Annotated in this window: 20 protein-coding genes; 14 read left to right on the forward strand and 6 right to left on the reverse strand. The window is 47.2% G+C overall.

The window, feature by feature from the left end; translation table 11 throughout:
* Nucleotides 1–75: 75 nt before the first annotated feature.
* Nucleotides 76–1,476, reverse strand: coding sequence for a TlpA family protein disulfide reductase (locus BUB18_RS20430; protein WP_083550365.1), 1,401 nt, complete (start codon nt 1,474–1,476; stop codon nt 76–78).
* A gap of 63 nt (nt 1,477–1,539) precedes the next feature.
* Between BUB18_RS20430 and rlmD the strand changes: the two genes are divergently transcribed.
* From rlmD to BUB18_RS20480, 10 genes are all read left to right on the forward strand, one after another.
* Nucleotides 1,540–2,955 carry a 23S rRNA (uracil(1939)-C(5))-methyltransferase RlmD gene (gene rlmD / locus BUB18_RS20435; RefSeq protein ID WP_073084601.1) on the forward strand — a complete coding sequence of 472 codons (1,416 nt, stop codon included), beginning with the start codon at nt 1,540–1,542 and terminating at the stop codon, nt 2,953–2,955.
* A gap of 19 nt (nt 2,956–2,974) precedes the next feature.
* Nucleotides 2,975–3,787, forward strand: a complete 813-nt coding sequence (locus BUB18_RS20440; protein ID WP_073084602.1) for a rhomboid family intramembrane serine protease — start codon at nt 2,975–2,977, stop codon at nt 3,785–3,787.
* 54 nt (nt 3,788–3,841) lie between these two features.
* Complete coding sequence (locus tag BUB18_RS20445; protein ID WP_073084603.1) at nt 3,842–4,780, forward strand: rhomboid family intramembrane serine protease; 939 nt, start codon at nt 3,842–3,844, stop codon at nt 4,778–4,780.
* Nucleotides 4,781–4,847: 67 nt separating this feature from the next.
* Nucleotides 4,848–5,936 (forward strand): endonuclease/exonuclease/phosphatase family protein, encoded by a 1,089-nt coding sequence (locus BUB18_RS20450; protein ID WP_083550368.1) that lies wholly within the window; start codon nt 4,848–4,850, stop codon nt 5,934–5,936.
* Nucleotides 5,937–6,184: 248 nt separating this feature from the next.
* Entirely contained in the window at nt 6,185–7,108 is a 924-nt protein-coding gene (locus tag BUB18_RS20455) for an endonuclease/exonuclease/phosphatase family protein (protein ID WP_073084607.1), read from the forward strand.
* A 174-nt stretch (nt 7,109–7,282) separates the two neighbouring features.
* Nucleotides 7,283–8,785, forward strand: a complete 1,503-nt coding sequence (cysS, locus tag BUB18_RS20460; protein WP_073084762.1) for a cysteine--tRNA ligase — start codon at nt 7,283–7,285, stop codon at nt 8,783–8,785.
* A 27-nt stretch (nt 8,786–8,812) separates the two neighbouring features.
* A complete protein-coding gene (locus tag BUB18_RS20465; RefSeq protein WP_178372163.1) occupies nt 8,813–9,805 on the forward strand; it encodes a M28 family peptidase in 993 nt (330 codons plus the stop codon).
* A gap of 73 nt (nt 9,806–9,878) precedes the next feature.
* Entirely contained in the window at nt 9,879–10,502 is a 624-nt protein-coding gene (locus tag BUB18_RS20470; protein WP_073084611.1) for an alpha-ketoglutarate-dependent dioxygenase AlkB family protein, read from the forward strand.
* Nucleotides 10,503–10,516: 14 nt separating this feature from the next.
* Nucleotides 10,517–11,419: an SIR2 family protein gene (locus BUB18_RS20475; RefSeq protein ID WP_073084613.1), complete on the forward strand. Its 903-nt coding sequence runs from the start codon at nt 10,517–10,519 to the stop codon at nt 11,417–11,419.
* Between the two features lie 110 nt (nt 11,420–11,529).
* Nucleotides 11,530–12,594 (forward strand): META domain-containing protein, encoded by a 1,065-nt coding sequence (locus BUB18_RS20480; protein WP_073084614.1) that lies wholly within the window; start codon nt 11,530–11,532, stop codon nt 12,592–12,594.
* A 76-nt stretch (nt 12,595–12,670) separates the two neighbouring features.
* On the opposite strand, the gene BUB18_RS20485 is transcribed toward BUB18_RS20480, so the two are convergent.
* The 5 genes from BUB18_RS20485 to BUB18_RS20505 form a co-directional block, all read right to left on the reverse strand.
* Complete coding sequence (locus BUB18_RS20485) at nt 12,671–13,039, reverse strand: IPT/TIG domain-containing protein (RefSeq protein ID WP_083550371.1); 369 nt, start codon at nt 13,037–13,039, stop codon at nt 12,671–12,673.
* A 159-nt stretch (nt 13,040–13,198) separates the two neighbouring features.
* A complete protein-coding gene (locus BUB18_RS20490) occupies nt 13,199–13,945 on the reverse strand; it encodes a succinate dehydrogenase/fumarate reductase iron-sulfur subunit (RefSeq protein ID WP_073084618.1) in 747 nt (248 codons plus the stop codon).
* A 24-nt stretch (nt 13,946–13,969) separates the two neighbouring features.
* Nucleotides 13,970–15,880: a fumarate reductase/succinate dehydrogenase flavoprotein subunit gene (locus BUB18_RS20495; protein ID WP_073084620.1), complete on the reverse strand. Its 1,911-nt coding sequence runs from the start codon at nt 15,878–15,880 to the stop codon at nt 13,970–13,972.
* Nucleotides 15,881–15,886: 6 nt separating this feature from the next.
* Nucleotides 15,887–16,546 (reverse strand): succinate dehydrogenase cytochrome b subunit, encoded by a 660-nt coding sequence (locus BUB18_RS20500; protein WP_073084621.1) that lies wholly within the window; start codon nt 16,544–16,546, stop codon nt 15,887–15,889.
* A gap of 125 nt (nt 16,547–16,671) precedes the next feature.
* Nucleotides 16,672–18,834 carry a S46 family peptidase gene (locus BUB18_RS20505; protein WP_073084623.1) on the reverse strand — a complete coding sequence of 721 codons (2,163 nt, stop codon included), beginning with the start codon at nt 18,832–18,834 and terminating at the stop codon, nt 16,672–16,674.
* Between the two features lie 227 nt (nt 18,835–19,061).
* On the opposite strand from BUB18_RS20505, the gene BUB18_RS20510 reads away from it, so the two are divergent.
* From BUB18_RS20510 to BUB18_RS20525, 4 genes are read left to right on the forward strand one after another with little or no spacing between them, the layout of a single operon-like run.
* A complete protein-coding gene (locus BUB18_RS20510) occupies nt 19,062–19,493 on the forward strand; it encodes a hypothetical protein (RefSeq protein ID WP_073084625.1) in 432 nt (143 codons plus the stop codon).
* Between the two features lie 57 nt (nt 19,494–19,550).
* Nucleotides 19,551–20,150 (forward strand): ribonuclease HII, encoded by a 600-nt coding sequence (locus BUB18_RS20515; RefSeq protein WP_073084627.1) that lies wholly within the window; start codon nt 19,551–19,553, stop codon nt 20,148–20,150.
* Nucleotides 20,151–20,207: 57 nt separating this feature from the next.
* Nucleotides 20,208–21,689, forward strand: coding sequence for an RNA polymerase factor sigma-54 (gene rpoN / locus BUB18_RS20520; protein ID WP_073084629.1), 1,482 nt, complete (start codon nt 20,208–20,210; stop codon nt 21,687–21,689).
* Nucleotides 21,690–21,696: 7 nt separating this feature from the next.
* Nucleotides 21,697–22,392: a hypothetical protein gene (locus BUB18_RS20525; RefSeq protein WP_073084630.1), complete on the forward strand. Its 696-nt coding sequence runs from the start codon at nt 21,697–21,699 to the stop codon at nt 22,390–22,392.
* Nucleotides 22,393–22,845: the final 453 nt, after the last annotated feature.

Consider the following 22,845-nt stretch of genomic DNA (forward strand, 5'->3'; position numbering starts at 1 on the left):
CCAATAACGTTAAAATTTTGTTTAAGTGATTGATATACAATAAAATAAGAGGCCGCTTTTCAGCGGCCTCTACTATTAATTTGCAACTGTGGAGTTGGTATTTCTGGTGAGAAACTGATCTAGTTGTTCCACACCTAATCGTTTCGCCACAATTTTTTTCTTTTCATCAAGCAGGTATACTACCGGTGTCGAATATACGTCGTACAGGCGCCTGTAGTTACTGGTCGATTCCGGATCCCATGCATGTATCCAGCCGGTGATGTGGTTTTGTTTAATGAAGCTAAGCCACTCATCTTTGGTGCCTTCTGTTTTGATCCCGATCATTTTCACGCCAAGCTGCTTCCAGCGGCTGTTGTAGGCAGAGTCCAAGCGGGGAATTTCTGTTTTGCAATGTCCGCAGGTAGGGTCCCAGAAAACGAGTACCGTATATTTTGCCTGCGTTTTATACAGTGATACCGCTTTGGAAGCAGTATCCTTCAGTTCCAGCGGGGCCGCCTGCTGACCAATCAGATTAGGTGCTATGGAGTAAGCACGACTCACAATCTTATTCAGCTGTTCATCATTTAACCAGAAGGCTTCTCCGGGTACGTAATATTTTTCTACCAGGTGCACAAATACCGCGTCCATGCCCATGTACGGTGAGGATTCATAATTATAGGTCAGCCACCAGAGTACAAATTTGAATACCTCTTTATTCTTGCGGGTACGGGCAATCATGGCATCGCAATCCGCATTGATGGAATCCGGCATGGCCACTACCAGCTGTGTAAAATACTTCTGCAGCTTGGCTTCCAGTACGGGCGTGCGTACCAGCCTGTCCGAGTTGAGGTCCACCTCATCCCAGTAGTGGCTTTTGAAATAGCGGTAAGCAAACGAAGAGTCCTCTGTGGCTGGTTTTGGCGGCACTACCGGCTCCTTCATAGCTTTGAATATAGTAGTGAGGATGGTTCCCGGGTGATCGGCAATGAATTTATCCCTGTACTCATTAATTTTTTTCATCAGGGCAGCCTGGCGTTCCTGTACTTTGGCAGTATCAGCAGTGGTTTTAGCGAGTTTTAAGTCGGCCTGTATAGCGCGGCTCTCTCCATCCTGCTGCAGCAAAAACTTATTATAAGCTACGAACAGGTCGTTGTCCGGTGAGCCTTTATAAACCGTTTTATTCACGAAATCGCTGGTATCGAGCGACACCTCAAACGTCTGATTTTTATCGATCAGGGTTTCCAGGTAGCGTTGTTTGTCCGGCATAACCAGGAGATAAATCCCCGAATTGAGGTGTGTTTTCCCTTTGAGCACCGCCACTCCTGCCGGGGATATTTCGGCAGAATCAGTCAGGTAGGTACTTTTACCCATGTAATGGCCCAGGAAGAGCTTTCCCTGTTGATAATTCTTGAGTTTTACAGTCAGCTGATACCCTTGTGCCATGAGCTGGCTTTGGCATATCAGCGCAGAAACGAGCATGAATAGCAGTCTACGCATAGGATATATCTAAGTATCGGTAAAAATACCCCAAAATCTTAAAATCACTGTACCTTTGCAGCCGTGAGGAAAAAAAATGTTGTTTTAGAAAACGTACCTGTTACTGCTTATGCGGCAGAAGGTAAGGCCCTGGCCCGTATAGACGGCAAGGTGATATTCATTGAAGGCGGTGTGGTGCCTGGTGATGTGGTGGATGTGCGCCTTGGCAAGAACAAAAAAGACTGGGCAGAAGGAAAAGTGGTAAACTTCCACTCCTATTCTGACAAGCGTGTAACGCCTTTCTGCGAGCATTTTGGTACCTGCGGCGGCTGCAAATGGCAAATGATGCCTTACAGCCTGCAGCTGGAATACAAACAGCAGCAGGTTGCGGATCACTTGTCCCGTATTGGTAAACTGGAGCTGCCGGAAATGAGCCCTATCCTGGGTTCTAAGTATACCGAGCATTACCGGAATAAACTGGAGTTTACCTTCAGCAATAAGGCCTACCTGACAGACGCGGAAATCAAAGCCAACGACGGTGAAATTCCGAGGAAGCCGGCACTGGGTTTCCACGTTCCTAAATTATTTGATAAAGTACTGGATATCAACACCTGCTACCTCATGCAGGAGCCGGTAAACCTGATCCGTAACACCATCCGTGAATACGCGATCGCCAACGACCTCACTTTCTTCGATATTCGTCAACAGGAAGGGTGGCTGCGTAACCTGGTAGTACGTTTGTGTACTACCGGCGAAATAATGGTAAACCTGGTGATTCATTATGAGGACAAAGCCAACAGGATTGCCCTGATGGACCACCTCCTGAAAACCGTTCCGGCCATTACCACGCTGCTGTATACGGTAAACCCGAAGAAAAACGACTCTATCTTCGACCTCGAACCCAAAACTTACTTTGGTAAAGGATATGCCGAAGAAAAACTGGAAGATTTCACCTTCAAAATCGGTCCTAAGTCTTTCTTCCAAACCAATACCTACCAGGGTGAAGTGTTGTATAAGGTAACGCGCGACTTCGCCGGACTTACCGGTTCGGAAATTGTATATGACCTGTACTGCGGCACCGGCAGTATCGGCATTTTTGTTTCCCGCCAGGCTAAAAAGGTGGTAGGCATTGAGCTGATCAAAGAAGCCATTGATGATGCCCGCGAAAACGCAGCCATGAACAATGTGAACAATGCTGAGTTTTATGCAGGGGATGTGGTTGACATCTGTGATGACGCCTTTTTTGCCCATCACGGCCAACCGGACGTCATTATTACCGACCCGCCACGGGCAGGCATGCACGAAAAACTGGTAAATAAATTACTGGAAATAGGTGCACCAAAAATTGTATATGTGAGCTGTAACCCTGCTACGCAGGCTCGTGACCTCGCCCTGCTGGACGAGATGTACACTGTGGAAAAGGTGCAGCCTGTAGATATGTTTCCTCACACCCATCACATCGAAAACGTGGTGCTGCTGAAGAAGAGAGCGAATAAATAAAATCATAAGTTAAGCTAAGATGTATACGTTCAGGCCACGGGGATTTCACCTGCCACCGGTTATAAAGAATCTATTGATCATTAATGGTTTGGTGTGGTTGGTACAGGTAACACTGCTAAGCCGGTTCAGATATGATCTGTCCGATGCATTTGCGTTGCATTACTGGCAGTCTGACCTGTTTCGCCCATGGCAGTTTATAACACATCTGTTCATGCACTCCGCCACCAATTTCATGCATTTAGCCATGAATATGCTCACATTGTGGTTCTTCGGTTCCACGCTGGAAGAGCGATGGGGCTCCAAGCGCTTCCTGCTGTTTTACCTGATATGCGGATTGGGAGCGGCATTGTGCTACATGGGATGGCTTACCTATGACTATATGAAACTTACCAAAGAAGCTCATGCTTTCTTTGAAAACCCAACGGTGAATAACTTTGCGATCATCGATAACCGCTATCAGCTGGGTCAGGGAATGTTTGACATGAATGGTCTGAAAGAGGCCATTGGTGCAGGCAATGAGGGCGCTATAGATATGGCCAAAGGCCTGATTGCCCGACTCACAGATGTGTACCGGAATGCAAGTATGGTGGGTGCTTCCGGCGCCGTGTACGGAACCCTGTTCGCTTTTGGTTACATGTATCCCAACGAGCGCATCTACCTTAACTTTCTGTTTCCTGTCAAAGCAAAATATGTGGTTGGCGTAATGATCGCGACGGAACTTTACCTACAGATTCAAAACGCTGCCGGCGATAACGTTGCGCATATTGCCCACCTGGGTGGTGCTTTGTTTGCCTACCTGCTCCTGCGTAACTGGAACCGGAAATTATTCTAACGCGCCAAGGCTACGGTATTATGGCGTATTTTTGTAGAGAAAACTTTTGATACCATGCATACCCTCGAAAAAGAGAAATTGTCGGGGCTCTCACTGGGAGCTGGAAAGAATATGGTAACGCAGTTACTGGTCATCAATCTTACGATATATATATTCCTCTTCTTTACACTGGTAATATATAAAATGGAAGATGTGGGAGAACCTCGTTTCTACCAGGACATCATTTCTTACCTCCGTGTACCTTCCAGTCCGGCCGAGGCGCTGGCCCGCCCGTGGACAATATTAACGGCCATGTTTACACAGGTACAGGTGGTGAGCATCTTTTCCAACATGGTGTGGCTGTGGGTATTTGGTTCTATACTGCAACACCTTGCCGGCTACCTGCGAATAGTACCGTTATATCTTTTCGGTGGTATAGTGGCTAATATCTTTTTTGTACTGGGCATGCAGTTCATTCCGGGCTTCCAGGCATTGTCTGCCGGCGGAGGCTTTATGGGTGCGGCCGGCAGCGTAATGGCCATCGCAATTGGCGTTACCGTATTTGCACCTACCTACCGGATTTTCCCTTTACTGGCAGGCGGTGGTATTCCATTATGGATCATTACCACTATTTACCTGGCCCTCACGCTGGGCACACATTTCACCTCTCCCGGCGGAACGGTTTATCTGCCAATGCTTGCCGGCGGCGCTATTGCAGGTGCCATCTACATGCAGCAATGGAAAAAAGGAAACGACTGGGGCCGGGGCTTCAACAAACTGGCATTCAAATTTTCACATATGTTCCATCCGCCGGCACAGGCCACTGTTCCTGCGGAAATGCTCAAGCCTTCCGCTGGCGTCACCCATGGAGAACCTCCTTATAAAAAAGTAGGAAAAGTACCCGAACAGCGCATCAATGAAATACTTGAAAAGATTAGCGCCAACGGCATTACCTCTCTCACCGCAGATGAAAAAGACACCCTGCTGAGAGCCAGTAAAACGGAGGAGAATTAAGCGCTTCAGAATATAGGGATTTGAGTATTTTTAACAGATACTCAAATCCCTATATCCCAAATACCTGATGAAGACGTTTTTACGATGGTCGTTACTGACAATCAATATGATGCTACCCCTGGCCCTGCTGGCCAGCACCTTTCTTCCCTATATTTCCCCCGGAACGTTCTGGCCTACCGGCTTTGCGGGACTTACCTTTCCCGGTTTCCTTATCATTAATCTGCTTTTAATCCCCGTGTGGATCCTGCTCAGGAAAAAATACTGGCTGCTACCAGTAACGGCTATCCTGTTGTCGGCAGGCGCAGTTTTTCGTACCTGGGCTATTCACCCATTCCATGAAAATACGCTGGAGAAAGCCAGCGGCAGCAAGGAGTTTACCGTGATGACCTACAATGCCAGCAACATGGGATTACAGTCGTATACGGAGAATAAGGCTATTCGCAGCAATGTTTATAACACCGTGGTTTTCGGGCAGGCAGACATCCTGTGCATGCAGGAATTTTATACCAACGAACACCCTGAACTCTCCCATAACATTGACAGTATCCGTATTAAAGCAGGATATGAATACTATTACTTCACCAAAGACATGGTTTATTGGGATACCTGGCATTACGGAATTGTGCTGTTCTCCCATCACCCGGTGTTGCAGGCAAGTAGTATTCCCTGCGGCGCCAGTGCAGTGGGCAGCGGCAGCAGTTTCCTCCAGGCTGATCTGCTGGTGTATGGGGATACTATCCGGGTTATCACCGGGCAACTGGCTTCTTATATGCTTACCGGGCAGGATTTCCAGGCTTTAAAGGACTTCCATTTCAGGGGCCTGGCCTATAAAATGCGGCAAACATTTACCTGGCGTGCCCAACAGGCCCGGCAGCTGGCGGGGCTGATAGCTGCCAGTCCTTATCCGGTGATTGTTTGTGGAGATTTTAATGACGTGCCTGTTTCGTATACCTACCAAACAGTGGCGGCAACCCTGCAGGACGCATTCCTCAAAACCGGCAACGGCTGGGGACGGACCCTCTCCTACCTTTCGCCCAGTTTACGCATAGATTATATCCTTGCGTCCAGGCAATTCCGGGTGCATGGTTGCGAAGCTATGCGGGTGGCTGATTCCGAGCATTTCCCCGTAATCTCGCGCCTGTCTTTGAAAAAATAGTAACTTTATACGTTCAACAAAGTACGTAGACAGTGCGATTCTTAAGACTTTTTACAAAAGGCTTTTTTGTAATATTAAATGTCGCCCTGGTTTTAATATTCCTGGCAGCATGCCTGGCTCCCTATATCTCGCCGGCGTGGTTTTGGCCGATCAGTTTTCTGACGCTGGCTTTCCCTTTTCTATTGGGGTTACTGGTGTTGTTTCTGTTGGGATGGCTGGTATTCAACTACCGATACGCGTTGCTTTCTTTGACGGCGATATTACTGAGCTGGAAATCTATCAGCGCATTTATTGCCTTCAACATGCCGGCTGGCAACAAACCCATACCTGCAAAGGAAAGCATCACTGTGATGAGCTACAACGTAAGCCAGTTTGGGCTTTACAAGGAGCGTGACAGTAAATATACCCGTCAGGCTATGTTTGCCCTCATCAAGAAACAGGAGCTGGATATTGCCTGCTTTCAGGATTTTTATACCGCTGAGCGAAAAAATGATTTTAATAACCGGGAAGACATCTCCCATGAGATGAACCTGCCCTACCGTTTCTTTTCCAGTGATTTTAACCGCAACGGTAATCAGCACTGGGGGTCCATCATTTATTCCAAATACCCTATCATTGCATCGGATAAGGTAAAAATGAGTAATGGTCCGCTGAGTGAAAGCCTCATTTATGCCGATGTGGTGCGGAGAGGCGATACCATCCGGATTATCAATATGCACCTGGAGTCGTACCGGTTTAACCAGAAGGACTACCGCGCCATCCGCAAGATCCGGAACCAGGAAGATACCGGGCTGGTAGCCACTAAAAGTATTGTACAAAAGATGCGTGAGGCGTATATTCGTCGCAGTCAGCAGGCCGATATTGTGGGGAACTTTATCAGGCAAAGTCCATATCCTGTAATTGTTTGCGGTGATTTTAATGATACCCCGGCATCTTATACTTATTTTAAAATAAGGGGAGATTTACAGGACGCATTTTTAAAGAAAGGTATCGGTATCGGACGTACTTTCAATGGGCTGGCGCCTACGCTGAGAATCGACTACGTATTTGTGAGTCCGTACTTTAAGGTGAATAGCTTCCGGAAGATAAATTCAGATCTCTCTGATCATTATCCCGTAATTTCCAACCTGAGTATAGCAGGAGAAAAGCCGGCAAATGCCGTAAATAAATAAGAAACAATAGATTATGAACAGTATTAATATTTTTAGGTCTGACCGATGTTGTTGCTGCAACAATACTATCGCCATTCACCAGCGGTAGCCACCCGTGCGCAGCACGGAACCTTGTTGGATGACGCCAGCAGTGTCATCTGTAAAAAAATTAAGTCAGTCTACTATTTACAGCATATGTCAGAACTCAAAATATACAATTCAATACATCGTCAGAAGGAAGTATTTACACCAATAACACCAGGCCACGTGGGTATGTATGTGTGCGGACCTACCGTTTCGGGGGAGTCGCACCTGGGCCATGCACGTCCGTACATCACCTTTGACGTGGTAAACCGTTACCTGCGGTTCCTCGGTTATAAAGTTCGTTACGTTCGTAATATCACCGACGCCGGCCACTTCGAAGAAGAAGGCCGCGAAGCAGAAGATAAAATCTCCAAAAAAGCAATCCTGGAAAAGCTGGAGCCAATGGAGCTGGTACAGAAATATACAAATCTGTACCACTGGGCTATGCTGCAGTTCAACAACCTGGAACCGAGCATTGAGCCTACCGCTACCGGCCACATCATCGAGCAGATTGAAATGATCAAAACGATCATGGAAAAAGGCTATGCCTATGAGGTGGATGGCAACGTGTATTTTGATGTGAAGAAATACGCCGCCAGCTACGACTATGGTATTTTAAGTGGCCGTGTGCTGGAAGACATGCTGGAAACCACCCGCGAGCTGGATGGCCAGGAAGAAAAGCGTAATAAAGTAGACTTTGCCTTGTGGAAAAAGGCACCACCGGAGCATATCATGCGCTGGCCAAGCCCATGGGGAGAAGGCTTCCCGGGATGGCACATCGAATGCTCTGCCATGAGTGCCAAATACCTGGGTTCACAGTTTGATATTCACGGTGGTGGTATGGACCTGCAGTTCCCACACCATGAGTGCGAAATCGCCCAGAGCGAAATTGCCCATGGGGAACTGATGGCACGCTACTGGATGCATAATAACATGATCACTATCAACGGCCGCAAAATGGGTAAGTCGTATGGTAACACCATTACCCTTACCGAAATGTTTTCCGGCAACAATCCACAGCTGGAAAAAGGCTACAGCCCAATGGTGATCCGCTTCTTTGTATTGCAAACGCATTACCGCGGTACACTGGACTTCTCCAATGAAGCACTGCTGGCCGCCGAAAAAGGTTTACAGCGTTTGTGGGCTGCATATGAAGTATTGCAGAAACTGACTTATACCGGTAACGGACAGCCAATCAATGAGGAGCTGGATAAGCAGGTGCGTCAGTTATGCGCAGAACTGCCTGAGTTCATGAATGACGATTTCAACACCGCTAAAGTAATGGCCAACCTGTTTGAGCTGGCACCGGTGATCAACTCCCTGAAAGGCGGCCAGATAAAAATGCATGAAATCAGTGAAGATACCTTTAACCTCATGCTGCATTCCTGGAAGACTTACCTGGTGGACATTCTGGGCATTCAGATGGAAGTGCTGGGAACAGATGAGGACAAACTGGATGGCGTACTGCAAATGCTGATCAACATGCGTAAGGAAGCAAAAGCCCGTAAGGATTATGCTACTTCCGACAAGATTCGCAATGAGCTGCTGGCGGTAGGTATCCAGCTGAAGGATGAAAAAGATGGCAGTGTTTCCTACTCCATCGTGCAGGACTAATTGATATTTTAAGCAAGAATGAAGATAATGCGTAAAGCTCTGATCGCGCTGACAGCACTGGCCATGACGGTAGGTGCCTGTCAGCAGAATGGAAAAACTGAGGAAGGTAAAAACGACAGTACAGGTGCCAGCAAGGTAGACCGCATACAGGTACCGGTGCCGGTGTTTTCGGAGGATTCCGCCTATGCTTACACTGCAAAGCAGGTGAGCTTTGGCCCGAGAATTCCTAATACACCAGCCCAGGAAAAATGTGCTGCCTGGCTGATTGCCAGCCTGAAACAATGGGCGGATACGGTGTATGTACAGCGTACAACTGTAACAGGTCCTAAAGGTGAAAAACTCCCTTGTATCAACATTGTAGGTAGTTTTAACCCGGCCGCCAAACAGCGCGTGCTGTTGCTGGCACACTGGGATACCCGCCCTATTGCGGATGAAGATGCCTTTGACAAAACTAAAAAACTCGATGGTGCAGATGACGGCGGCAGCGGTGTGGCCGTACTGCTCGAAGCGGCCAGGAATTTTAAAACGCAACGGCCGGATGCCGGAGTGGATATTTTGCTGGTGGATGTGGAAGACTTTGGTGATCCATCCAATGAAAATTCGTTCTGTCTGGGTACCCAATATTGGGCTAAAAACCCGCATGTGCCGGGTTACAAAGCCAACTATGGCATTCTGCTGGATATGGTAGGCGGACGCGGTTCCCAGTTCTACATGGAAAAGGCCTCCCAGCAATATGCGCCAGGCCCTATGAGAATGTTCTGGGACGTAGCCAATCAAATTGGCTACTCTGACATCTTCCGATATGAAGACTATGGTTCCTATATTACCGATGATCATATACCGGTAAACACCATTGCCAACATACCTACTTTTGATGTGCTGGCCTGGCAGGCCAGTGGTCAGTTTCCTTCACACTGGCATACTACCAACGATAATATGAGTGTGATAGACAAACGTACCCTGAAAGCAGTGGGTCAAACCATTCTTCAGGTGATCTACACACAACCTTTCTCCTACTAAAAAACTTTTGCGGGTTTGTAGCATGAAAGGCAGATGACATATACAATGCGTAGTGGTGTCTTAATTTAGTGCTATGAGCCTGCAGGGAAGTTTATTCGGTCAGGATAACAATCACAAACAGGAGATCAACCTGGAAAATGGTCTCCTGGAATATTATCCGCATTTTTTTACTCCAACGGACAGCGACCGGATTTTCCAGCAGCTTATTGCTACCATTACCTGGAAGCAGGAATCCATGCGCATGTATGGGCGTGAAGTCCTGTTTCCACGGTTGATGGCCTGGTACGGGGATGCCAACAGTTCCTATTCTTTTTCAGGTAATACTTTTAAACCTTTGCCATGGACAGCCGAACTGACCATGATCAGGGATCGTGTGGCAATGGCCGCCGGCACTACGTTTAACAGCGTATTGCTGAATTATTACCGTAGTGGTAATGATTCCATGGGGTGGCATGCAGATGATGAGCCGGAGCTGGGGAAAAATCCGGTGATCGGTTCTGTAAATATGGGCGCTACGCGGCGATTTCTGCTGCGCCACCGTTATCACCAAGACCTGAAATACGAGATTGCGCTTGAACATGGCTCTCTCCTGCTGATGAAGGGCGAGCTGCAACATTTCTGGGAACACCAGGTTCCAAAAACGGCCAAGCCTGTAGGCCCCCGCATCAACCTTACGTTCAGATATATCTATCCATAAAACCGTTACACCACATGAAGAACCTGGTTTTATTAATCGGAAATGACATCAATAACATTTCCGCCGGCCTGAGCTGGAAAGACCTGCTACAGGATATTATCACCTATTGTCACACTTCGGGCTGTATTGAAATTGATGAAAAGAAGCCGTTTCCGCTCCTTTATGAAGAAATCTTCCTGACGGCCATCCGGCAGCATCATATGAAAGAAAAGGACCTGAAAGCCTTTATTGCAGGCAAAACTGCACAGATCACTCCCAACCAGCTGCATACTGCCATCAGGGCACTTCAGCCGGAGCACATCCTCACTACCAATTATGAATTTACCCTGGAAGGAAGCACTCCCACTGAAAATACAAGCCTGATCAGGGAAACCACCTTTAGCATTTTCAGAAAGTATACAATGGATAACATCCATTACTGGCACATTCATGGCGACTGTCTTAATCCGATGAGTATAAACCTCGGCTTTGAGCACTATGGTGGCCAGTTGCAGCTGATGCGAAATTATGTGGTAAGTGGCACTATGTACACCAATAAAGCAGTACCAAAGGAATCGCTGATTCGCAGAATAAAGAACAAGGAAATATACTTTCATTCCTGGATAGACCTTTTTTTCACAAAGGATATACACATCTTCGGGCTATCGCTGGACTTCGTAGAGTCGGACCTGTGGTGGCTGCTTACCTACAGGGCACGACAAAAGTTCCATCACAAAACGATCAGCGTTCCTAACAACATTTATTACTATATCCCTGAAGCCTATACGGAGCGCTCCAAGTTCAAATTAGACCTGTTGAAGGCCAATGGCGTCACGGTAGTAAGCATGCCGGCACCCACCAAACTGGCTTATTACCAGGGAATCATTGAAAAAATCGGGAAAACAAAGCCTGTACGGGATACAGCTATTGCACTTTAGATTACTCAACGACCCGAAAAACCGGCAATTTCTTTGCAAAACTGATTGAGATGTAACAAAATGCAGAACCTGAACGCTTGCATTGTTGTTAAAGTTTAAAATCTTAGTCTATGTTATTGAAATTAGCAATTGCCATGAGCACGCTCTTCTTTGCACCGGAGCCGGAGCAAGGCGGCCCCAAAACCCAGGTGATGTACGTAAAGGAAAACAAGGTGCCATGCACGGGAGTGGCCCCCATGGAATGCTTGCAGGTGAGAACGGAGAATGAATCAGAGTGGTCCAACCTGTATACCAACATCCAGGGATTCAACTATCAGCCCGGATATCAGTATAAACTGCTGGTAACCGTGTCCAACATTAAAAACCCTCCTGCTGATGGCTCTTCCCTTAAATACACCTTGAAAAAGGTGATGTATAAAAAGAAGGTGGCAGTGAGCAACAGTGGAAATCCTTTTGTTAGCGGTAAGCGCTGGACACTGGTGGAAATGAACGGATCGCCCATCACATCAGGCAAAATCTGGTTAGAGTTTGATCCATCCGGAAGCCGCTACCATGGCAATGGTGGCTGTAATGGCATTGGTGGTGAGTTCAAACAAAATGCGACTGCCGGTATCGTAAGTTTCACCCGCGGCATGAGTACCATGATGGCCTGCATCGACGAGAACGATATGCGCAACGAAACCAATTTCCAACGCTCGCTGGAACAAAAAACCTACAACTACCGTGTGGAAAATGGCCGCCTGAACCTATACGGCAATGGCCGCCGCCTGTTGTCATTTAAACAAGGCGCCGGTGAAGAAAAACCACAGCAGCAACCGGACGTATGGGCTTTTATCTCCAGTAAAAGATGGAACCTGATCCAACTGCATGGAACCACGATTAACGAACCTGGCATCTACCTCGAATTTGATCCTGCTAAAGGCCGTTACCATGGCCGCGGTGGGTGCAATATCGTAAATGGCACCTTTAAGCATACTGCCACTACCGTGACGATGGGCCCGGGAATGAGTACCCGTATGGCTTGCGGCGAAGCGATTATGAAAAGAGAAACTGAATTCATGAAAGCAATCGGCAGTAAAACCTATAAGTTCGACGTGGCGGAACAAACGCTTAACTTCTACGAAAAAGATAAGCTGGTGATGATCTTTGGGATGACTGATAAAGAACAAAAATAATTCCCTCACATTTTCATAAAAAAAATACCCTCGCCTTATGACGAGGGTATTTTTTTTGCGCCTGCCATGCAGCCGTTTACCTCCGTGGTAAATTGGCCGCCAGCATTGCATTGGAGTTGTATTCAAACATCAATGAATTGGAAGGATTATCTCCTACCGTTACCGTTACTGGTACAACACCCGCTTTATGAGGCGGCACCTGCACCAGGAGGTAGTCGTTGGATGCATAGAGCACTACGGCCTTTGCATCGCCGAATACCACGGTATTTTCCAGCTTATTGGTGCTGAAACCATTACCCTTGATCCGGATAAAATTACCTGCATTTCCAGCAGTGGTAATTTTAGCGATAGGGTCCTTTCTTTCACTTTCCTTCTTTGGGGTGCACGCTAGCATGCATGTTAATAACAATACAAGGGGCGTCACAAACAATGTCAACTTTTTCATTCTTATTCTTTTTTGGGGGTAAACAAACCCTGGTTAAAATACTTCAATACCCTTTTTGGTATCGATGCGGTCGCAAAGTTACAACACCTCTACGCATTCTATCTGCGTAGTTCCAACATAAATTAAAAAACCGTATTACTACGGGGACGGCTGTATGAATTATTTACGTAAGATATGCGCCTTGTTAAACTCCCAGTTCATGCGGGCAATATGCAGTACTGAAATTTCCTGCGGACACACTACTTCACAGGCTTCCGTATTCGTACAATGTCCAAACCCTTCCGCATCCATCTGGTTTACCATATGCAGTACCCTGTCCTGCGCTTCTTCTTTCCCCTGGGGCAGTAAAGCCATATGCGTGATTTTGGCACTCGTAAATAAGGCCGCACTGGAGTTTTTGCACACCGCAACACAGGCGCCGCAGCCAATGCAGGCCGCTGCATCAAATGCCGATTCTGCCAGCGGTGAGGAGATGCGTGTAGTATTCGCTTCCGGCGCCTGGCCCGTGTTTACGGATATAAAACCTCCCGACTGTATAATCCGGTCAAAAGAAGACCGGTCCACTTTTAAATCACATTTTACCGGGAAAGCCGTAGCCCTGAAGGGTTCTATATAAATCTCCTCTCCATCGCGGAAACTCCTCATATGCAGCTGGCAGGTAGTGGTATTTTTTAATGGCCCGTGCGGGCGACCATTGATCATCACGCCGCACTGCCCGCAAATCCCTTCCCTGCAGTCATGGTCAAACTCCACAGGTCGCACGCCCTGCTTCATCAATTGTTCATTCAGCACATCCAGCATTTCCAGGAACGACATGTCTTCATTCACATTCTGCAGCTCATAGGATTCCAGCTTTCCAGCGGAATCAGTGTTTTCCTGTCGCCATACTTTTAATCGTATATGCATATAGGTTATATTTTTCTGATGATGTTATTTATAGCTCCTCACTGTTGGTGTTACAAACTCAAAATGCAGCGGCTCCATATGCAGCTTGGGTGGCTGATCATTCCCTGTCCAGGCCCAGGCGGAGATAAAGGAGAAGTCTTTGTCGTTACGCAGCGCCTCTCCGTCCTGGGTCTGGTATTCCTCCCGGAAGTGTGCCCCGCAGGATTCGTTCCGCGTTAAGGCATCGTAGCACATCAGCTCTCCGAGTTCCAGGTAATCCGCTACGCGACCTGCTTTTTCCAATTCCGCATTCAGGCCAAGGCCGCCGGGTACATGGAGGTTGTTGTAAAACTCAGTCCTTAACGCTCTGATGTCGCTGATGGCTGCCTGTAGTCCGGCTGCAGAGCGGGAAAGGCCGCATTTATCATATAAAATATGCCCCAGTTTACGGTGAAAATAATCCGTGGATTCTTTGCCCTGAATAGCCATCAATAGCTGCAATTGTTCTTTCACGGCTCTTTCCGCGGCCTCAAATGCAGGATGCTTAATATCAATTGGTCCTGATTTAATTTCATCTGCCAGGTAATTAGCCATGGTGTAAGGCGCAATGAAATAACCGTCGATACTGGCTTGCAGCAGCGAGTTTGCGCCCAGTCTGTTAGCACCGTGATCTGCGAAATTGGCTTCTCCCAAAGCATATAAACCGGGAATAGTGGTCATCAGCTCATAATCCACCCACAGGCCGCCCATGGAAAAGTGTGCTGCCGGCGAAATCCGCATAGGCTCTGTATAGGCGTTTACGTTAGTGATTTTTTCGTACATGCGAAACAGGTTACCGTACTTCTCCCTGATCTTGTCTTCTCCCTGTTCCCGGATAGCCCGGGAAAAGTCCAGATACACGGCATTTTTTAACGGTCCTATACCATAACCAGCGTCGATACGTTCTTTGGCCGCACGGGAGGCTATGTCCCTGGGGCTCAGGTTGCCGAAGGCCGGGTAACGTCTCTCCAGATAATAATCCCTTTCTTCTTCCGGAATTTGATTGGGAGGGCGCTGGTCGTCCTGCGTTTTAGGCACCCAGATACGGCCGTCGTTGCGGAGCGATTCCGACATAAGCGTGAGTTTCGACTGGTACTCCCCGGATTGTGGCAGGCTGGTGGGGTGAATTTGTGTCCAGCTGGGGTTGGCCATCAGTGCACCTTTTTTATGCGCCCGCCAGATGGCAGAGCCGTTACAGCCCATCGCCAGGGTGGATAGGAAATAGATTTTTCCAAAGCCACCGGTAGCCAGTACCACTGCGTGTGCGCTATGCCGCTCAATGGCGCCTGTATCCATATTCCGGATAATCACCCCCCTCGCCTTTCCATCCATCACTACGAGGTCCAGCATTTCATGGCGGGTATATAGTTTTACATGCCCCTGGTGCACCTGGCGCATCAGCGCCTGGTAGGCGCCTAACAATAATTGCTGACCTGTTTGCCCTCTTGCGTAAAAGGTTCTGGATACCTGCACCCCGCCAAATGAGCGGTTGTTAAGATATCCGCCATATTCCCGGCCAAACGGAACGCCTTGCGCCACTGCCTGGTCGATCAGGCTGGCACTGCATTCTGCCAGACGGTATACGTTCGCTTCGCGTGCGCGGAAGTCGCCTCCCTTGATGGTATCGTAAAACATTCTGTATACGCTGTCACCATCATTTTTATAATTCTTACAGGCATTCACTCCGCCCTGAGCGGCCACAGAATGGGCGCGCCTGGCGGAGTCCTGGAAGCAGAAGCTTTTCACATTGTAGCCCATCTCCCCCAGCGAAGCCGCCACGGAGCTGCCGGCAAGGCCTGTTCCTACCACGATGATGTCCAGCTTTTTGCGGTTGGCGGGATTCACCAGCTTCGCATGTGCCTTGTAGTTATTCCACTTTTCTTCCAGTGGTCCCTGAGGTATTTTAGCATCCAGCATGGCCAGTTATTTTAAGAAATGAACATATACTGGGATAATGGCAAAACCAGCGCAGATGCCCACACTGTATATCCATCCCAGGACTTTTATCCAGCGAACATATTTAGGGTGATAGACCCCCAGTGTACGTGCAGCGCTAAAAAAGCCGTGTAGCAAATGATAGCAAAGTGCCACCATACAAATGACATACACACCCACGTACCATGTTTGACTGTAGACCTCCATTACCAGGGTATACAGGTCTTTATTACCACGTGCATCCAGTGGTAACTGCCCGAACTTATACACGTACCAAAAGTCCCTGAAATGGATCACAAGGAAAATAAAAATAATGGTGCCCAGCAGGCCCATGTTGCGGGAGTACCATTTGCTCACGGTGCCGCGGCGGTCGTAATGATACTTCTGCTTTTGCGCCCGTGTATTCGCTGCCGTTATAATGATCGCATACACAACATGGGCGATGATACTGGCATAAAGTACCCAGGAAATAATTTTGATGAGGATGTTACCCGAAAGCAGGTGGGAATAGGCATTGAACTGGAGTTGCGACTCTGCTGCCGGCAGCAGCAGCTGCAGGTTTCCCAGCAGGTGAATCACCAGAAAAAAGCAGAGAAACAAGCCGGTTAATGCCATCCAGATCTTCCTTGTCAGCGTTGTTTGAGTCATACATGGATTTTTTGTGTTTACTAGTTGGCGCTGCCGTTGATAACACCATGTATCTCGAAAATGTTTGAATAAAAAAGCCCGTCCGGTAGTAACCGGACGGGCTTAGTGCTATTGATCAGAAAGGATTATTTCACAATTTTCAGCTCATTGATGATGTTTTTGGCACCACCGAGTTTTTCAATGCACCAGAGTACATAGCGTACATCCACACAGATAGTACGGTTGTAGTTGGAGTCGAACTGGATTTTATGGCTGAGTGCTTCGTAGTTACCGTCGAACGCGAGGCCGATCAGCTCACCGTTGCCGTTGATCACAGGGGAACCTGAGTTACCGCCGGTGATATCATTGGTGGTGATAAAGCACACTACAACATCGTTGCGTTTAGGATCTTTATATTGACCAAAATCTTTCTTGTTGTAGAGGTCTACGTAGTTCGCAGGCAGGTCAAATTCATAATCACCCGGAACATATTTTTCGATCACACCTTTCATGGTACACACGTAGTCGTAATTAACGGCATCGCGTGGGGAGTAAGGTTTAACCTGGCCATAGGAAACACGCATGGTGAAGTTTGCATCCGGGTATCTGTTGGCGTTAGGTTGCATTTGCATGATGCCTTTCAGGTATTCGCGACCCAGGTCGTTGTTTTTAGACACGAACTGGTTGTACAGCGGCAGGTATTTGCCGGTATAGTTTTTAACGAACGCGCTGGCGTATGCAAAAGCAGGATCTGCCTGGAGGGTAACTGCATCCGGGTTTTTAACGAATGCTTCCCATTTGGCATCACTGAAAATCATGGTGTTAGCCATCAGGTTAGCCGCCCATTTACGGTAGGTAGCATCTTCGGTGAGACTACCGTATTTGGAACTGAGTTCCTGGTAGAAAGCCGTTGGTTGCTGATCCTTAGGGATGTCGTTATAATACAGCTGGCAGGTAGCGGCGAGGATTTTTTCATCGCTTGGTTTGTTTTCACCTTCCAGGAATGCTTTGCGTGCTTTATCGGCAGCAGCTACTGCGTTTTTAACCGCATCTTTCGGTGCGTTTGGTGTAACCAGTGCTTTTTCCACCTGCAGCAGTGTGGAGGCGAAGCCGGCAACAGGAGAACCGAGGATACCTTCGGTGAGATATACACGACCTTTTGCGTACGGCGTCCATGCTTTATAGTTTGCTGCGTAGTCGTTCAGAATGTTGGCAAATTCAGGTTTATCCTGTGCCCATTTAGCGAAGGCAGCTTCTTGTTTCCTTTTATCTTCCAGTACGTGGTATTTCTCGAGCTGCTTGGTTTCGCCGTCGAAGAATTTCCAGTAGTTGGCAATACCGGCATAAGAAGAAGCCAGTTGCAGTTTCACTGCAGGGTCTTTCTTCATTTGCTCGAACATGGCTTTCAGGCGAACGTCGCGCAGGTTAACGGTATTAGGGTTTTCTACGGTATTCTTCAGTTCTACGCCATAGGAGGTTTCGTAGCGGTTGGTACCACCAGGATAACCAAAGATCATGGCATAGTCGTTTTCTTTCACTCCTTTGATGGAAACCGGCAGGAAGTGTTTAGGTTTCAAAGGCACGTTGTCCTTAGAGTAAGGGGCTGGTTTACCATTTTTATCGGCATATACGCGGAAGATAGAGAAGTCACCGGTGTGGCGTGGCCATTCCCAGTTATCTGTATCACCACCAAATTTACCGATGGATTCAGGAGGGGTACCAACCAGGCGGATGTCGGTGTAGCGTTCGTACACAAACAGCAGGTATTGGTTGGCTTTGTACATAGGTACTACTTTGGCTTCGTAACCGGTGCCCGCAGTAGCTTTTTCGATGATTTCCGCGTAGCCGGATTGTTCTTTAGCGGTTCTTTCCGCGCCGGACAAACCTTTTACGGCATCTTCCACCTGTTTGGTAACGTCTTCCACTTTTACCAGGAACTGAACAGACAGCATAGGGGAAGAGATTTCCTGCGATTTGTTCTGGGCATAGAAGCCGTTTTTCAGGTAGTTGTGTTCCACGGTGCTGGCTGAGGCGATAGCGCCGTAGCCGCAGTGGTGGTTTGTGAAGATCAAGCCTTCGTTGCTCACGATTTCGCCCGTACAGCCGCCGCCGAAGATAACGATGGCGTCTTTGATTGATGCTTTGTTGATGCTGTATAACTGCTCTTTCGTCAATTTGAGGCCTCTTTTCACCATGTCGTTATACGTTTGCTGCCCCAGCAAATAGGGAAGCCACATGCCCTCGTCCGCTTTGGCCCATTTGATACTTACGGCCATGAGGAGGAGCAAAACCACCAGATGTTTTCTCATAGTTATTGCAGATTTGTTTTAAGGACCTCAAACCTATGCTTTTTTTTGTTAACCATGAAGTTAGACTGCTATGGATGGCGGATTTAGCCACACATGTGGTAATTAAATAAATGTGTTAAATGTTCGAACAAAAAAACTGGAATATGATTTGATAAAGGGACCTTCAGCTGGCTGTGCCAGATTTCAATCACCCCTGTGAATCAGGATAATTTAAAAACCTGTCGTATATGAAGAAATTATGGTTAGTATTTGGAATTGCGGCGCTGGCAGCCTGCCAGTCCGGTCCTTCCCAGGAGCAAAAAAAAGATTCCATCAAATCCGACCTGCAACAGGCTGGCGAGGATGTTAAATCTGCCGCCAGTAAAACAGGAGATTACCTCGAGCAGCAGAAAAGAGAGACGATCGACACACTGAATGCGCGCATTGCACAGATAGACCAGGCCACAGAAGAATTAAAGAAAAAGGGAGATAAAAAAAGTAAGGAAGCCCGCCAGAAACTGGAAGAAATGAAGTTACAGATGCAGCACGAAGTGGAAGATGTAAAGCAGGCCAGTGCGGAGAAATGGGACAGCACGAAGAAAGCGGCCGAGGAATTTGGGGATAAATCGGGCAAACTGTGGAGTGATTTCAAAAGGGATTTTAAGGACCTGTTTAATTAAGGAGCTTGTTCCTTCTTTTTTATTCATGTAATTTTACCCGGCTTAACAGATTTGGAATTGCTACTAACTCGATACCAGGAATTATTATTAGAAGCCGGCTGTGATGAAGCCGGGCGCGGGTGCCTCGCAGGGCCTGTATTTGCTGCCGCGGTAATTCTGCCGGCAAACTTTAAACATAAGCTCCTCAATGATTCCAAGCAGATGAAACCTGCTGACAGGGACTTGCTGAGGAAGGTAATAGAAGAAAAAGCGATTTGTTATGCTGTAGCCAGCGTGGATAATGAAGAAATAGACCGGATTAATATTCTCAATGCTTCGTTTAAAGCGATGCATCTGGCACTTGAAAAGTTAAGCCAGGTTCCGGAGCACATTTTAGTAGATGGTAACAGATTTACCCCCTATGGCAATATACCGCATACCTGTATTATCCAGGGAGACGGCTTGTATGCCTCCATCGCAGCCGCATCTGTATTGGCTAAAACTTACAGGGATGAGTATATGCAGCAACTGCACGTAACTTACCCTCACTTTGGATGGGACACTAATATGGGCTACGGCACCAAACACCACCGCGATGCCATACGAGAGTTTGGTGATACGCCTTACCACCGGAAATCGTTCCGATTGTTGCCTGAACAACTGGAACTCGATTTTTAGGGAGCCAATTTTAATCTAATACAAATACCAATCACTGAAAAATGATTGGACTGAGATATGTTAAAACAGACACAACAACAGAAGTTATTACAGAAGCTGTCACCACAGCAGATTCAGTTAATGAAGCTGCTGCAGGTACCTACTGTCAACCTGGAAGAGCGGATTAAGGAAGAACTGGAGGAAAACCCTGCACTTGAGTACGGGGAGGAAGCCCATGAAGATGAGTTTAAAGAACAGGATGAATTTGAGTCTGACGATGACGAGTTTGAACCAGATGGCAGTGAGTCCGATTATGATAACATCGATATCTCAGAATATGTGAATGATGGAGATGATGAGGTGGCAGATTATAAACTCAGGGACGACAACTATCCCGACCCGGATGAAAGCAATAAAACTATCCCGGTAAGGGTGGAAACGTCGTTCCATGAACACCTGCTTAGTCAGCTGGGCATGCTGGAGCTGGACGACCGCCAGAACGCCATCGCCGAGCAGATTATTGGCAGCATTGATGATGATGGGTATTTAAGGAGAGAAGTAAGTGCGATCGTAGACGACCTTTCCTTCTCCCAAAATGTATCTACAGATGAAGAGGAAATCAGAGAACTGATCAAAAAGATCCAGGAATTTGATCCGCCGGGCGTTTGTTGCAGCGACCTGAAAGAATGCCTGCTGCTGCAATTGAAGCGCAAACCACAAGATGATCCGGGCGTACGTACCGCTTACCTGATCCTGGAAAATTACTTCGACGAGTTTACAAAAAAGCATTACGAGAAGATACAGAAGGCGCTAAGCCTGAGTGATGAGGCCCTGAAGGAGTCCATCAATCAGATTATCCGCCTTAATCCGAAGCCGGGAGGCAATTACGCTACACTGAACAAAGCGGAAAGCTATGTATTACCTGACTTCTTTATTCTAAACAACAGCGGGAAACTGGAGCTGACGCTCAATTCCAGGAATGCCCCCGACCTGCGTATTTCCGGCGGTTACCGCGAGATGCTGAAAGAGTATGACCGTGGCGACAAGAAGGATAAGCGTCAGAAAGAGGCCGTGTTGTTTATCAAACAGAAAATAGACGCTGCCAAATGGTTTATTGACGCCATCAAGCAGCGCCAGCATACCTTGTTATCCACCATGGAATCAATCATGGATTACCAGCGGGAATTTTTCCTGACCGGTGATGAAACCACCATGAAGCCTATGATTCTGAAGGATATTGCCGATCGTACCGGACTGGATATCTCCACGGTAAGCCGTGTAGCTAACAGCAAGTATGTGCAAACCGAGTTTGGTACTTTCAAACTGAAGTTTTTCTTCTCTGAATCCTTATCTACAGATAGTGGGGAGGAAGTATCTACCAGGGAAGTGAAAAAAATACTCTCTGATCTGATTGAGGCGGAGAACAAGCGTAAGCCTTTGAGCGATGAGCACCTGACAAAGATGCTGCAGGACAAAGGATATAACATTGCACGCAGAACCGTGGCCAAGTACAGGGAGCAATTGAATATCCCGGTGGCCCGTTTAAGAAAAGAACTTTAAACCGATCATGCACCAGGAAGCCATACCATACCATGGAAGCGACCACCAGCCGGCGCCGGAGTTTTCGCCGCAGGCCCGTGCCTTTGCACAGGTAGTTTCTTACATTACACATCCGCTTTTCATTCCTACGCTGGTAACCTTTCTGGTTTTACAGTCGCTCCCGGAATATTTTGTAGCGTTTAAAATGTCGAGCAAGCGATTTGCTTTCGACATGCTGTATTTCAGGGTGATTATCATCAGTCTGTTTTTCCCGTTGCTGACGGTGATGCTGGCGAAGATGCTGGGTTTTATATCTTCGATCTATCTGAATACCCAGCGCGACAGGATCATACCTTATGTAGCGATCATTATTTATTATTTCTGGGCTTTTTATACTTTTCTGGAAGAAGGCGCTGCACCAAAATTCTACACGGCTTTTTTCCTGGGCATGTTTCTCGCCATCTCTATCTCCTTCGTAACCAATAGCTTTTGGAAAACCAGTATGCATGCTACCGGTTGGGGCGGGGTGATAGGTTTTTTATTATCGCTGATGTGGGGCATGCAAATGAATGTATCGCTGCCACTGATCATTACATTTTTTGTAGCGGGGATTGTGGGTACCTGTCGCATGATGCTGAAGGCGCATACCCCTGCCGAGATTTACATTGGCTTTAGCATTGGTATTCTTACGCAGCTGGCTTCCTGCTGGATGCTGGTGATTTAATACTCAACTCTGATTCCTTGTTCTGTATTTAGTGATTAAATAAGAACAAGGAATAGAGCCGAGATTTTTAGAATAGCGAAGAAAGTTTTTTTGGGGTTTAACCTGAACAGCCGACTTGCTGTGGTTACATGTCGGTAACTTTGGATGCAAAGGCCGCAAGGCAGGCTAACAAACAACTAACAAACAGAAGGGTTAACATTCAACAACTAAACTTGACAATACAAAAGTCCAGAATTTTCCATTGTGACTCAAGCGTATAACTACGCTTTTTAAAAAAGCGGTAGTATTCCCATCTCCCCCATTTTCATTGTTTTATAAATTTTTTAAAAGATTTTTTCATTGCGCACATCCAATGCGTAATGCCGGATGATCTTTGTATTGTTGATGGGAGTTGATCCAGTCATAAAAAAGGATCTACTATTTTTTTTAGCAATAAAAATAAAATGCTAAAAA

The organism is Chitinophaga jiangningensis (genome assembly GCF_900142605.1).
GTDB classification, from domain to species: Bacteria; Bacteroidota; Bacteroidia; order Chitinophagales; family Chitinophagaceae; genus Chitinophaga; species Chitinophaga jiangningensis.

Excerpts from the sequence above, each read along its gene's own strand:
- BUB18_RS20485 (WP_083550371.1), bottom strand. The coding sequence starts at position 13,039 with ATGAAAAAGTTGACATTGTTTGTGACGCCCCTTGTATTGTTATTAACA.
- BUB18_RS20510 (WP_073084625.1), top strand. The coding sequence starts at position 19,062 with ATGAAGAAATTATGGTTAGTATTTGGAATTGCGGCGCTGGCAGCCTGC.
- BUB18_RS20495 (WP_073084620.1), bottom strand. The coding sequence starts at position 15,880 with ATGCTGGATGCTAAAATACCTCAGGGACCACTGGAAGAAAAGTGGAAT.
- BUB18_RS20430 (WP_083550365.1), bottom strand. The coding sequence starts at position 1,476 with ATGCGTAGACTGCTATTCATGCTCGTTTCTGCGCTGATATGCCAAAGC.
- rpoN (WP_073084629.1), top strand. The coding sequence starts at position 20,208 with ATGTTAAAACAGACACAACAACAGAAGTTATTACAGAAGCTGTCACCA.
- BUB18_RS20525 (WP_073084630.1), top strand. The coding sequence starts at position 21,697 with ATGCACCAGGAAGCCATACCATACCATGGAAGCGACCACCAGCCGGCG.
- BUB18_RS20440 (WP_073084602.1), top strand. The coding sequence starts at position 2,975 with ATGTATACGTTCAGGCCACGGGGATTTCACCTGCCACCGGTTATAAAG.
- BUB18_RS20465 (WP_178372163.1), top strand. The coding sequence starts at position 8,813 with ATGCGTAAAGCTCTGATCGCGCTGACAGCACTGGCCATGACGGTAGGT.
- cysS (WP_073084762.1), top strand. The coding sequence starts at position 7,283 with ATGTCAGAACTCAAAATATACAATTCAATACATCGTCAGAAGGAAGTA.
- BUB18_RS20450 (WP_083550368.1), top strand. The coding sequence starts at position 4,848 with ATGAAGACGTTTTTACGATGGTCGTTACTGACAATCAATATGATGCTA.
- BUB18_RS20445 (WP_073084603.1), top strand. The coding sequence starts at position 3,842 with ATGCATACCCTCGAAAAAGAGAAATTGTCGGGGCTCTCACTGGGAGCT.
- BUB18_RS20490 (WP_073084618.1), bottom strand. The coding sequence starts at position 13,945 with ATGCATATACGATTAAAAGTATGGCGACAGGAAAACACTGATTCCGCT.
- BUB18_RS20470 (WP_073084611.1), top strand. The coding sequence starts at position 9,879 with ATGAGCCTGCAGGGAAGTTTATTCGGTCAGGATAACAATCACAAACAG.
- BUB18_RS20480 (WP_073084614.1), top strand. The coding sequence starts at position 11,530 with ATGTTATTGAAATTAGCAATTGCCATGAGCACGCTCTTCTTTGCACCG.
- BUB18_RS20500 (WP_073084621.1), bottom strand. The coding sequence starts at position 16,546 with ATGACTCAAACAACGCTGACAAGGAAGATCTGGATGGCATTAACCGGC.
- BUB18_RS20505 (WP_073084623.1), bottom strand. The coding sequence starts at position 18,834 with ATGAGAAAACATCTGGTGGTTTTGCTCCTCCTCATGGCCGTAAGTATC.
- BUB18_RS20475 (WP_073084613.1), top strand. The coding sequence starts at position 10,517 with ATGAAGAACCTGGTTTTATTAATCGGAAATGACATCAATAACATTTCC.